The sequence below is a fragment of the Clostridium sp. CF012 genome, from assembly GCF_018861755.1.
Lineage (GTDB): Bacteria > Bacillota > Clostridia > Clostridiales > Clostridiaceae > Clostridium_AD.
The window spans coordinates 21239-34061 of the sequence record NZ_JAHLEF010000028.1 but is presented as its reverse complement, the minus strand read 5'-3'; the positions used below and the strand labels follow the sequence as shown (position 1 = coordinate 34061).

General features: G+C 30.5%; 13 protein-coding genes. 4 read left to right on the top strand and 9 right to left on the bottom strand.

Features of this window, described 5'->3' with window-relative positions; all coding sequences use genetic code 11:
• Positions 1 to 113 precede the first annotated feature (113 nt).
• The 3 genes from KPL50_RS19475 to KPL50_RS19465 all read left to right on the top strand — a co-directional run bounded on the left by KPL50_RS19475 (position 114) and on the right by KPL50_RS19465 (position 2173).
• Positions 114 to 482 carry a VOC family protein gene (locus KPL50_RS19475; RefSeq protein WP_216300210.1) on the top strand — a complete coding sequence of 123 codons (369 nt, stop codon included), beginning with the start codon at positions 114 to 116 and terminating at the stop codon, positions 480 to 482.
• A 162-nt stretch (positions 483 to 644) separates the two neighbouring features.
• On the top strand, positions 645 to 1430 hold the full coding sequence (locus KPL50_RS19470) for a flagellar motor protein (protein ID WP_216300209.1): 786 nt from the start codon (positions 645 to 647) through the stop codon (positions 1428 to 1430).
• 2 nt (positions 1431 to 1432) lie between these two features.
• Positions 1433 to 2173: a flagellar motor protein MotB gene (locus KPL50_RS19465; RefSeq protein ID WP_253200714.1), complete on the top strand. Its 741-nt coding sequence runs from the start codon at positions 1433 to 1435 to the stop codon at positions 2171 to 2173.
• A 35-nt stretch (positions 2174 to 2208) separates the two neighbouring features.
• Here KPL50_RS19465 and clpA read toward each other — a convergent pair whose 3' ends face one another.
• Positions 2209 to 4506, bottom strand: coding sequence for an ATP-dependent Clp protease ATP-binding subunit ClpA (gene clpA, locus KPL50_RS19460; protein ID WP_216300208.1), 2298 nt, complete (start codon positions 4504 to 4506; stop codon positions 2209 to 2211).
• 2 nt (positions 4507 to 4508) lie between these two features.
• Positions 4509 to 4826, bottom strand: a complete 318-nt coding sequence (locus tag KPL50_RS19455) for an ATP-dependent Clp protease adaptor ClpS (protein WP_216300207.1) — start codon at positions 4824 to 4826, stop codon at positions 4509 to 4511.
• Between the two features lie 303 nt (positions 4827 to 5129).
• On the opposite strand from KPL50_RS19455, the gene KPL50_RS19450 reads away from it, so the two are divergent.
• Positions 5130 to 6590 carry a CsxC family protein gene (locus KPL50_RS19450; protein WP_216300206.1) on the top strand — a complete coding sequence of 487 codons (1461 nt, stop codon included), beginning with the start codon at positions 5130 to 5132 and terminating at the stop codon, positions 6588 to 6590.
• A gap of 355 nt (positions 6591 to 6945) precedes the next feature.
• On the opposite strand, the gene KPL50_RS19445 is transcribed toward KPL50_RS19450, so the two are convergent.
• The 7 genes from KPL50_RS19445 to KPL50_RS19415 all read right to left on the bottom strand — a co-directional run bounded on the left by KPL50_RS19445 (position 6946) and on the right by KPL50_RS19415 (position 12818).
• Positions 6946 to 7764: a CsxC family protein gene (locus KPL50_RS19445; RefSeq protein ID WP_216300205.1), complete on the bottom strand. Its 819-nt coding sequence runs from the start codon at positions 7762 to 7764 to the stop codon at positions 6946 to 6948.
• A 134-nt stretch (positions 7765 to 7898) separates the two neighbouring features.
• A complete protein-coding gene (locus tag KPL50_RS19440) occupies positions 7899 to 8120 on the bottom strand; it encodes a hypothetical protein (protein WP_216300204.1) in 222 nt (73 codons plus the stop codon).
• A gap of 133 nt (positions 8121 to 8253) precedes the next feature.
• The gene (locus KPL50_RS19435; RefSeq protein ID WP_216300203.1) at positions 8254 to 9063 is read right to left on the bottom strand and encodes a CsxC family protein; all 810 of its coding nucleotides are present in this window, start codon (positions 9061 to 9063) and stop codon (positions 8254 to 8256) included.
• A 352-nt stretch (positions 9064 to 9415) separates the two neighbouring features.
• On the bottom strand, positions 9416 to 9631 hold the full coding sequence (gene hgcB / locus KPL50_RS19430; RefSeq protein ID WP_216300236.1) for a mercury methylation ferredoxin HgcB: 216 nt from the start codon (positions 9629 to 9631) through the stop codon (positions 9416 to 9418).
• Between the two features lie 16 nt (positions 9632 to 9647).
• The gene (hgcA, locus tag KPL50_RS19425; RefSeq protein WP_264175412.1) at positions 9648 to 10790 is read right to left on the bottom strand and encodes a mercury methylation corrinoid protein HgcA; all 1143 of its coding nucleotides are present in this window, start codon (positions 10788 to 10790) and stop codon (positions 9648 to 9650) included.
• Positions 10791 to 11215: 425 nt separating this feature from the next.
• A complete protein-coding gene (locus tag KPL50_RS19420; RefSeq protein ID WP_216300202.1) occupies positions 11216 to 11596 on the bottom strand; it encodes a hypothetical protein in 381 nt (126 codons plus the stop codon).
• 460 nt (positions 11597 to 12056) lie between these two features.
• The gene (locus tag KPL50_RS19415) at positions 12057 to 12818 is read right to left on the bottom strand and encodes a YdcF family protein (protein ID WP_216300201.1); all 762 of its coding nucleotides are present in this window, start codon (positions 12816 to 12818) and stop codon (positions 12057 to 12059) included.
• Between the last annotated feature and the right edge of the window lie 5 nt (positions 12819 to 12823).

Here is a 12823-nt window from a genome sequence, read left to right as displayed (position 1 = left end):
TACGTTTAAAATATTTTAATTAATAAAACTATTGCCCTTATTTTATCACAAATATATAATGATGATATAGTATTTGATATATATTAAATTATTTGAAAAGGCGGTTATGTTAAATGAAGTTTTCTTTTGACCATAATAATATAAATGTATTGGATTTAGAAAAAAGCGTGAAATTTTATAAAGAGGCACTTGGCTTTGTAGAAACAAGGCGTTTTATTGCGCCCGATGATAGTTTTACTCTTATATTTTTAGGTGATGAAACTACTAATCATAAGTTAGAACTCACTTGCCTTAAAGATAGAACTGAAGGCTACAATTTAGGCGAAAATGAATTTCACCTAGCTGTAGTTACAGATGATTTTGAGGTCGCCTATGCACACCATAAAGAAATGAGATGCATCTGTTTTGAAAATAAACCTATGGGTATCTATTTTATTATGGATCCTGATGGCTACTGGATAGAGATTATTCCAAGAAAATAGTCATAATAAAATTTTAATATTTTTTAAAAAAAGACTAAATAAAAAATAAGTTTCTTCGAAGATTATTCTATGGTATTATTTTATTTGTTAATAATATTATAATATTTTACATGTTGTTACATTAAATTGTAAATTATGCAACTTCAAGAATAGGAGGAATTTATGAATATTTACCCAATTATATTTTTAATATTAAGTTTTGGTTCAATGATATTTGCATTTATTTTAGAAGGCGGAACTCCCCATATGCTTGTAGCTGAAACTGCTGCTATAATCGTATTTGGAGGTACAATTGGATCCGTAGGGCTTGGATCTTCTCCCAAAAAATTAAAGAATATCCCAGCAATGCTTAAACTTATATTTACAGCAAAAGATAAGGATTTAGTAGAGATTGTCAGATATTTCAAAAACTTATCCTTTAAAACTAGAAAAGAGGGTTTACTTAGCATTGAGGCCGAAATAACTGACGCAATGGACCCCTTTATAAGAAAAGGTCTGCAACTTGTGGTGGATGGTGTAGACCCTCTAATGGTAAAAACCATTTTAGAGTTTGAACTTGAATCAACCTATGACAGGCATAAAGAAAATGCTGCCATATTTGACTCAGCGGGTGGATTTGCACCTACTATGGGTGTTATAGGTACAGTTATGGGTCTTGTGCAAGTTTTAAGTAACCTTGCTGACCCAGCTGTACTCGGAGAGAAAATTGCCGTTGCATTTATAGCTACTCTATATGGTGTTGGATCTGCAAACTTATTATTTCTTCCCCTGGCTGCAAGATTAAAGGATTTAAATAACGAAGAAATGAAAGAGAAACAACTTGTAATAGAAGCTGTTCTTCTTATGCAAGAAGGTGCAAATCCTAATATTTTAGCAGAAAAGTTAAAGGGATTCCTGGATAAGAAGCAAATAAAGAAATTTAATGAGATGAATAATGGAGGAGCATAATAATGAAACGGAAGGAAGAAAAAGAACCCAATCATGAGCGATGGCTTTTAACTTATTCGGACTTAATAACTTTGCTTATGATATTCTTTGTTATTATGTATGCCTCAAGCACTGTAAGCACTACTAAATACAAACAGCTATCAGAGTCACTTAACGTAGCTTTTGAAGGTGGTGGTAAATCTATTATTGGAAATGAATCCGGTATAAGTGTAACAGATCCGAGTACTAATGTAATTGATAAAACAACCGAAGATAATAAATCATCAGAAGAAAATCAAATGGAAGATATTAAAAAAAATGTGGACAAGTATTTAAAAGAAAATGGATTAAGTTCTAACGTTTCAACTAAAATTGATGAACGAGGCCTTCAAGTTAGTCTTAATAGTACATTGCTTTTTGATATTGGTAAGGCAGACGTTAGGGCGGAATCAATAAAAAAGTTAATTAGTATAGGAAAAATACTAAATCAGGTTGATAACTATGTGAGAATAGAAGGACACACAGATAGTACACCAATTAGCAATAATGAATTTAGCTCAAACTGGCAACTTTCTGCTATTAGGGCAACAAATGTTACAGAACTTCTTATTTCAAAAGCAGGAATTTATCCTAAAAGGATATCTGCAGTAGCTTATGGAGAAAATAGACCCGTGGCAAATAATACTACTGAAATAGGAAAAGCCCAGAATAGAACCGTAGATATTATTATATTAAGTAGTAAATTTTCAAAAGCAGAAAAATAAAAAGATGTTGCTATTTTTATAAGCAACATCTTTTTTTATTTTTCTTTAATAAAAGTAAGTTTACCATCCACAATATCAATTGTGGCGCTACCACCTGTGGAAAGCTCTCCAAATAGTACCTCATCAACAAAATAGGCCTTTATCTCTTGTTGAACTACTCTATTGATTTCTCTAGCGCCATAAACCTCTGAATAGCCCTTTTTACTTAACCAAGCATATAAATTATCTGTTACCACTAGTTTTATATTTTTAGTTAAAAGTTTTTCCTGGAACTGTTTCATTGCCTTCTTAGCTATTTGAAGAGCCATAGCTTCGTCAATTTTATTAAATACAATTATATTATCCAATCTATTTCTAAATTCCGGAGAAAATACTCGTTCCACTTCTTTAGTGACTGCCCCTCCCGATTCTAGTCTATCTCCAAATCCAATTATATTTTTACTAGCTTCTCTGGCTCCTGCGTTAGATGTCATTATTAAAATAACATTTCTGAAATCTGCCTTTTTACCAGTATTATCTGTTAAAGTTGCATAATCCATAACCTGCAATAGCACATTGTATACATCCGGGTGAGCTTTTTCAATTTCATCAAGCAATAGCACACAATGAGGATTTTTTTTAATGGCTTCGATTAATAATCCACCCTCTTCATAACCTACATATCCAGGTGGTGCACCAATAAGTCTAGCCACAGTATGCTTTTCTTGGTATTCACTCATATCAAATCTAATAAGTGGAATAGCAAGGCATTTTGATAATTGCTTACTTACTTCTGTCTTTCCTACTCCTGTAGGCCCCACAAAAAGAAGTGATGCTATTGGCTTTTCTTCATCATTAAACCCTGCCCTAGATCTCTTTATTGCTCTTACTAGAGTATCTATAGCGGCGCTTTGACCAAAAACTTGTTTTTTTAAATTTTGGTCTAGATTTTTTAGTGTTAAAGTTTCATTATTAGATACACTTTGCTCTGGAATTTTTGCAATAGAAGCTACTATTTTTTCCACTGCACTTACGGTTATAACTATGTTTTCTTCACTATCAAGAGCATTAAGCCTGGCATAAGCACCAGCTTCATCCATAATATCTATAGCCTTATCTGGAAGATATCTATCATTAATATACTTGCTAGATAATTCCACTGCTGTTTTTAAAGCTTCTTCAATGTACGTAACCTTATGATAAGCTTCATATCTATCCCTTAGTCCCATAAGAATATCAAAAGTATCTTCCGTTGATGGCTCTGGCACTTCAATCTTTTGGAATCTTCTAGCTAGTGCACTATCTTTTTCGAAATGTTTTTTATATTCATCATAAGTAGTTGAACCAATAAATCTTACCTTACCGTCTGCAAGAAAAGGTTTTAAAATATTAGAAGCATCCATAGCTCCTCCAGAAACTGCACCTGCTCCAACTATAGTGTGGATTTCATCAATATACACTATAGGCTTTTCGTCTTTACTAATTTCCCTTAATACTCTTTTTATACGTTCTTCAAAATCACCCCGATACTTTGTCCCTGCCAGAAGAGAACCCATATCCAAATAATATATCTTACTCCCTTGTAATATCTTCGGGACTTTGTTTTCTACAATTAGTTGTGCAAGCCCTTCAGTAATAGCAGTTTTACCTACTCCTGGTTCCCCTACATGTACTGGATTGTTTTTAAGTCTCCTACATAATACTTGCAGCGTTCTTTGCAGAATATCTTTTCTTCCAATAAGAGGATCCATTTCACCTCTGCCCGCTTTCTGCGTTAACTCCACAGTAAAATTACTTAAAAAGTTTTCTTCCCCTTTCTGACTTTCCAATTCCTCCTCATATGAGTGTTCTGACTCTTCTTCCTCTTCCTCAAATTCAAATGATTCTTCTTCCTCATGGTTTGTTGTCCCTGCAAAATCAAAAGTATCTACTACAGAAATACCATGAGCTATGTAATTGAGAAGATCCCGTCTTTTCATTTGCTGTTTTCTCAAAAAATATGAGGCAAAGCTTTCCTCATCATCATACATGGCTACAATCACATCACCTATCTTAACTAGCTCTTTTCCCGAAAGCATAACGTGATCTTCGGCTGTTGATAAAATCGTTTGAATTCCGATGGTTTGTATTGGCTCTGCATCTTCTACAACATCTATGTTTTCCTTTAAGAATTTAATTATTTGTTTTTTGAGTCTTTTAACATTACCACCACTATTCTCTACTATGTCAATCCCCTCTTCAAAAAATAGAGAGGCGTAAAGAATATGTTCTGGTGTAAAATATTCATGATTGGACGTTTGAGCTTCATTATAAGCTGCGGTAATAATCTCGTTTACTATATTATCTAATTGCATAATTACTCCTCTTCTAAGGTTAATTTTAATGGAAAGCCACTTTCTTCGCACATCTCCATAGCTTGGATGATCTTTGTTACGCCTACATCATAGCTATATATTCCTGCAATGCCTCTACCTTTTTTATGGACATCAAACATAATTTTTGTGGCTTCCACAACCTGTTTTTTAAAAACTCCAACTAAAACCTGCACAACAAACTCCATGCTTGTATAATCATCATTATGAATGATGACGTTGTACTTATTAGGTTCCTTAATGTCAATTTCTACTTTTTCTTTAATATTAATTTTTTCATCAAAAATATTTTGCTGAGACATAATTACCAACTCCACTGTTTTAATCAAGTTTATTTTATTTTCTGTGTCTTTACTACAAGACTATTATATCCTACTTGTATATATATTACTTCATTTACCTGCATTATTTCAACTATTCCATACTTTTATCTTTTATATTAGAAATTCATAATCTGTTGATATTTAAAGTAACCCTTTTTTATCCTATACATATTATAAAGTAGGTCTTATTACCTCAACAAAAGGAGGAATTAAAAGTCAGTATCTAGCCTCTGTCAACTTTATTTCATATGCCTAATCTCTATAAGAAAGGAGTATTTTTCTATGATGCCATACAATAACTGTGATGAATTAAATATGTTAAAACTAATTATCATTTGGATAATATTACAAGAATTAAATTTGAACGAAGGTATTAATATGACATGTAAAAAAAGCTCAACAAGTTTTAAGCATAAAAATAATGTAACCCCAAATAATTTAAGCGTGAAAAGAAATGCAAAAGATAAAATCGTCACAGAATTTATACTTCCTATACAAGAAGTAAATATTGAAGATGGTTCAAAATGTATAAAGAAGAATATAAAAAATAAAGATAATAATAAAGATAATAAAGATAATAAAGATAATAAAGATAATAATAATATTACTCCCAATGGTATTTATGAAATCCCTGAAAATATAAATACTACTCATAATGAAAACTTCATATCAACACTTCCCAGCATAATAGCAAAAGAAAATATAGATGAGGATAGGCTTAAAAGAAAACATGATAAAAATTTTCATCCAGAAAGCGAGTTTCTTAATTCTTCTAAAACTTATAGTACAGAGGACAATAACTGTATTCCCTTAAAAAATAATGTACAAAACAATAACGAAGATTTATCTAAGAATGACGGCTTGAAAAATAAGAATTATACTAGATTTGAAGATTTATGTAATGAAGATTTTCTAGAAGAAAATCATAATAGCGTTGCAAGAGAAGAGTTCTCAAAAAAAAACTATAAAGATCAATTGGATGACCTTACATTTAAGAATTGTAGAATAACCGTTACTTCTGAAATGTTGCCTCTTTGTGAGAATATTCCTCATACTTCTGAAGTCACTGTACATACTGTAACGGCAAAAATTCCAGTGGTGTTAACAGAAAGTACGGTAACTATTACTATTGAGTCCTCTCTTAAGCTAGAGGACGTTGTATTAGAAATTAAACATATTAAAAAAAATTTATATTTAAATCAGTGCAAACTTATTCCTAATTCTGAAGGTGGCATACCCAATACGGGAATACTATTCATAGATGGCTTTATTAGGAAAAATATAGAATACATCACTAACGACCATAATGATAAAGGAGTATCATGCGGAAATGTTAAACATGCTACAGTTAAAGTTCCTTTTAAATGCACTACAAGAGTCATGCTCAACACTTACCCTAAGTTTAAACCAAATATTTATCAAGATAAAGTGGATATACAAACGAGCATTAAAGTTTTCGATCCTTGTGGAGCAGATATAACTGGAAACGATATTCGAGAGCAAAGTTTTAAAATGACTGAATTCTTTAATGAAAAAGTATTCTGTGAATTAATTAGTGCTGAAATTGTTGAATCTGACATTCTTAAAAATGCAATAAATAAAGAGTACAAAACACATTTAGAACAAGGCTTTCACTATATTACTGAAAAGGTAGTACTATTTCTAACAATAAAATTATTGCAAAATCAGCATGTGGAAATTTCAAAAAACATCAGTAGTGAGCCTAGCGTTAATAATAATTGAGCCATCCAAATTGTAAAATTTGTATACTATATATATTCGACATCGATGACCCAAAATCTTTTTTGCCAACAAAAAAATATCCCAATTAAGAATTGGGATATTTAACATTTTATGTTTGTCAACAGTCTGAGGAATATAAGAGTCAATCTTATATTCCTGTTTTTTATTTAGGATTCTTCCTATAATTTGTGGTTACATATTCAATATTTATATAATTCTAAAAACAGACCCAAAACCACTTTTAGTAAGTTTTGGATCCACATCATGTCAATTAATATTTAATAGAATTATTATAATATTAAATTCAGTTTTCAACTTAAATTTTGGTGCTAACAATCTTATGCAGTTATGCTGGTTAGATAGCTGTGACTCTTATCTGCTGGCTTTGTAATACTTTAAGTGTTAAATTAATTACTATTTTTTCTGTAAGTTGTGTAAATCTTTGCTCCGTAGAAGTTTCGCAACTTGAAGTTGGGTTTGTATGAATATCAATTTCAGTAACATCTGCCCTTACTAATTCCACATAAGGTTTTTCATTATAGAATTCTGTGAAAAAGAAACTCTGATCGCAAGGATTACGCCCAAGTACAGAATCCGAACAATTATCGCAGCCTTCAAGTTTATCTGTAAAAAATTCTAATTCGCTTGTGGTGGTGTTTTCATTAAAAACAGGTGGCCTAAGGAAAGTAACTCTAGTAGTGAAGTTAAAAGGAACTTGAACTGTACAGTGCCTTATATCACCACATACATTTACACTTGTACCTGACGGACAAGTTTGAGTTGCATACTCAATATTCTTTTTAATAAAACCTGCTATAAATAATACCCCAGTGCCAGTATGGCTATCTTGAGAAAATGGAATCAAACGAGATTGAGTTAAATATACATTTTTTTTAATACGCTTAATCTCTAATGATTCTTGATCAAATGTAATAGTCGCTTCAACAGGAATTACTATTTTTGTCTCTGCTAGTACAACTGGGAGCTTAACTACTACATCTCCAGCAGAAATAACAGCAGGTATTACATCGATTTCTTCAGTTATTGTTTCAGCTTGAGTAGTAACGGTTGCACAATGGTGTCCTTTTATAGAACAATCTGCAATATCTGAAATAAAAGAATCATTAGTTGTGCTTATTTGATTTTCTTGATTTGATATAGAATTAATATTCATATAAATTATCCTCCTTTTAATTAAACGAAAGTATACGTATGCTTAAAGAGTTAGTGAACCACTCAGTTAATTTAAGCCTTGTAATTTAATTTTATAGTATATACTATTGCAATTTATGTTTTTGCGTTACAGTACTAATGATCTTTTTTCGAAATATCTACGTGTTGATTTTGTAATATTTTTACTTCATCTTGATTTTTATTTGGTTTAAACTTAGGATAAGTATGGCATAGAAAATAAGAATAATAATGTTTTTCGTGATATATTCTTTTATGTAGGTCATTATTATGATCGCTTTTTTGTTGTTTTTCATCACATTTTTTCTTATGTCGAAAATCATCATTTATTTTGATCACAACTTATCCTCCTATTAAAAATGCTATAATTTAAAATACTTTAAAGGTAAATGTTTCTAAGAAACAGACCCAAAACCACTTTTAGTAAGCTTTGGGTCTATAGCATATAAATTAATTAATATCTAAAGTAAGATTAGATTGCTGTTATTCTTATCTGTTGGTTTTGTAGAACTTTTAATGTTAAATTAACTACTATTTTTTCCGTGAGTTCCGTGAACCTTTGCTCTGTAGGAGTTTGACAGTTTGCAGTTGGATTTGTGTGAATATCAATTTCAGTAATATCTGCCCTTACTAATTCAACAAAAGGTTTTTCATTAAAGAATTCTGTGAATGAGAAATTTTGATCGCATGGATTACGTCCAAGCACTGGATCTGCACAAACATCGCAGCCTGCAAGATTATCTGTAAAGAATTCTAATTCACTTGGAGTAGTGTTTTCAATAAAAATAGGTGGTCTAAGGAAAGTAACTCTAGTCGTGAAATTGAAAGGAACTTGAACTGTACAGTGCCTTATATCTCCACATACATTTACATTTGTACCTGATGGACAAGTTTGTGTTGCATACTCAATATTCTTTCTAATAAAACCTGCTATAAATAATATCCCAGTACAATTACGATTGTCTTGAGAAAAAGGAATAAGACGAGATTGAGTTAAAAATACATTCTTTTTAATACGTTTAATTTCCATTACTGTTTGGTCTAATGTGATAGTAGCTTCTACAGGGATTGTTATATTTGTCTCTGCTATTACAACAGGGATCTTAACTACTACAGGTCCAGCAGCAATAACACAAGGTGTTACATCCATTTGTTCAGTTATTGATTCAGCTTGAGTGGTAACGGTTGCACAAGCATTTCTTTCTAAAGAACAAGCTGCAGTTTGAGACTCATTACAATTGCATACTTCACTACTATCTTTATATTTATAATTAATATTCATAAATAATATTATCCTCCTTTTAATTTAACAAAATATAATTTGTGAATCTTTTATATATCTATTGCACTAAATCTACTACATTCCGACTCTACTCTTAATGCTAAAGATGCGGTGATACGCTCTGTAAAATGTAATATTTATAGTGTAATTTATAGTATATACTATTACTATTTATGTTATTGTGTTACAGAAAAAGGTTTAAAAAATAAAGATTCTGCATTTTTTTAGTAATGATTAAATGATCTTAAATATAAAAAAACAGGAACATAAGATTTACTCTTATATTCCTGTTTTTTATATGTTAACATCTAGGCTCACTACCAGTGAGCATTCCTTTTAGGATAGCATAAGCTCACCCAACACCCTGTTTTACTTCAATAGCATTAACAGGACAATTTTTACTACAAGCTCCACACTCCATGCAAAGATCCCTTTTATCTAATTTTATTTTATCATTTTCAAATATAAATACTTCATGAGGGCAAACTTTTATGCACATTCCACAAGCAATGCATTTCTCCTGATAAAACACTATAGAAGCTACATTCTTTAGATATTTCATTTTTATTCTACCCCCTTTTCAATTATATCGTGCTTGAAACAATCATAAGTATTACTCCTATAACTGAGGACACAATCACTATAGGCATTGCCCAAATTGTTTCCTTTAATACCCCTGAAAAGGATGTGTATGTGCTTGAGCCCGTGAAGTTCAAGCCTAAATAGGTTGTTATAGAAGTTAATAATAATGTGTTAGATACCATCACCATTAACAAGTCAATAAATAAAAATGTACTACTAAAATATATTGTTAATATAGACCAAATCAGTCCAACAATAGCTCCCTTTAGCGCAAAGGATTTAAAGGGAATTATAGGCAAAAATATAGGTATCACCACTGTGCCCAGTAAAATAGCTATTAGATATGGAATACTATTTATCATACTTAATTTAAATATCTCTAAAAAGCTTAGATTATTGCTGGATATAGTGTTTGTAATTAAAAATAATAATATTACTATGGGAAAATATTTTATACTTTGAATAGTTTCCACTGGCGTTAAAACAGCCCTATCTACTATATTAAATTTAACTTTTCTCATATTAGGTGTAGTCTCATATCCCTTTAGCAAAAATTCTGGGATGTCCACTGCCGCTACCGGTCCATAAATAACCTTAAAGCCCGTATATTTAGTTATTGTATGAGCTGAAACTCCAGGTGCTGCAAGCTGTGGTAATATTAGCGTCTTATTTTTTACTACTTTATCCAACTTAGTTGCTCTCATTGCTTTTAAAATTATCTGTTCTGAGAAAGTGCCTTTCCCTGCAGCACACCAAACATTTATGCCCTTTGTATCAATAATAAGAAGCCATAAATCTAAACTCACGAGTTCCTTCCTTAACTTATCAAAGGTGAATTTATAATTAGCACTTACAATCACTGGTGAATTCTCATCTGGACCCCCTATAGCATATAGTCCTGGCTCAATAGCATAATTATTTCTGTTAATGTTTAATCTTATTCCCAAACCACCTAGGATATCCTTTTTAGTTAGGCTGGTACTTATCTTTTTTATCTTTCCTAATGATAATTGCAATTCCTCTTCTACTAAATATTCTATATTTATATATTTAACTTCTGTACTAATGCCTTTCTTCAATCCCACCCTGGAATTTTTGGTATCCGGCTCTCAACAAGCTTTGTTTTCTATTCCATCTAAATTCATAAATATCCCCTCCTAATAATTGTATAATGATTCAGATATATATAAATTTATTATAGTATACCTTTTGATTTTTATAAATGTATTTTTATAATAATCTTTCACACATGTTTAAATAAAAATAATATGGCGAAACTATTAAATGTTAAGTGAATTTTATTTTATTCTCCTAACGAATAAACTTCATTTTCCAATTCACTCAGTTATACTATATCCTATTCTCTAAAAGCTCTTTCAAATAGTAAAAACCTCAAGGCAAATTGGGGTTTTTATTGTTTGTTAATACTTTTTATAAAGAAAAAAAACTTATAAAAATAACCAACTTACCTTAAACTAAGTAAGTTGGTTGCTTTATAAATAGAATAAGTATTTGGGATAAGTTAATATAATAGGAAACCTCAGATTGACCCGATATACGGAAGGTAACCTCATTGTACTTTCATTTTGGTAATTTCTTTATAATAAGTAATACTTTTAGCTTCCTCACTACTAATTAAATTATCCACAAGTAATATATTATCTATATCCACCATCTTAAAAGCTTTAGTGTTTTTATTATATGCATCGCAAATTTTAAGGCTTAAATTCTTTCCTTCCTTATCGCCTGTCTTAATTAAAAATAATATATTTTCTTCTGCATCAGAAGAATCTTTAAAGATATTAAATTCTTCATTTATTAGTAAAGACTTAATTACATCTTTTCTTAAATCTTTTTTTATGATTGCAATTGTATCATCATGTTTGATGAGATAGTCCGAGATAAAACCCACTAATTCTTTTTCAGATTGAAATAATTGTGTATTTGACATTGATATAACCCCCTAAATTATTAAAATGAATCGCTAATTTTTATACATTGTATTGCATTTTAATTCATAAGTCAATAGCTTGTTTTAATTTTAAAAAACTATTAATGATTTTTAAATACTCAAAATCGTTTGTTTAAGCCATTTATGATGATAAAGATTATAATATATTAATATTTAAATCAATTTATCAATAAACCTTAATGAATATTTATTCATACATTTGCATATAATTATCAATTGAAATTCTTTACGATAATCAAAGAATAACTGAAACAACAATTGATTAACTGCTTTTTTTCTTATATTATGCTAACAAAAGTATATATTCCGTAGAATGCATTTGAACGTGCCTTAGTAATTCTAAAATAAATTTTAGAATTACTAAGGCGAAGTGAATGCATTCCTAGCAATATATACTTTTCGTTATAGCATAATATAAGAAAATTTTTTCAGCTCACAATCATCTATCAAATATAAATGAATTTATAACTGCTAAATACTCCCTGACAAAGCAAGTAGGAACTAGCATTGGATGAAGCGCTGCGGGATACCCAAATACCTTTAAGCCCTGTCTTTGTGCTAAAAATTTAGCTCTAAACATATGAAAATTATTTGTTACAATAGTTACTTCTATATTTTCACTTTCCTCTAATGCTTCTAAAACCTCTGCTGTGAATTTCATGTTTTCTAAAGTGCTGGTGGACTTTTCTTCCTTTATTATCTGATCCTCCGCTACTCCATGTTTTATTAAAAATCTTTTCATAGCCTCTGCTTCAGTAATACTCTCACCAGTTCCCTTCCCCCCTGAAACTACTATCTTAACCTCAGGATTGATTTCAATATATTCTAAACTAGCATAAAGCCTTTGATAAAGCGCAGTTGAAGGAACTTCGCCTCTGATTCCGGCCCCTAAAATCACTAGATAATCGCTTTTATCTTTATGCTTTGATACAGCTGATTGAATTATACATCCTTCAATAAATATAAATGAAGCTAGTCCCATAAAAAAACATATTTTTATTGCTGTTCGAATCTTGCCAGGTCTTATTAAAATATATTCACTTTTACTTTTACGTTTAATTAATCCTATTGTTATTAACACTACTCCAAGGCCCAAATAAAACTCAGCAAAAGTTACTCTTCCTCCAAATATTATTGTTCCTATAAAGTAAACTTCACATAATATACCTAAAGCTAAATATACATTACTCTTATTTTTCATAATTC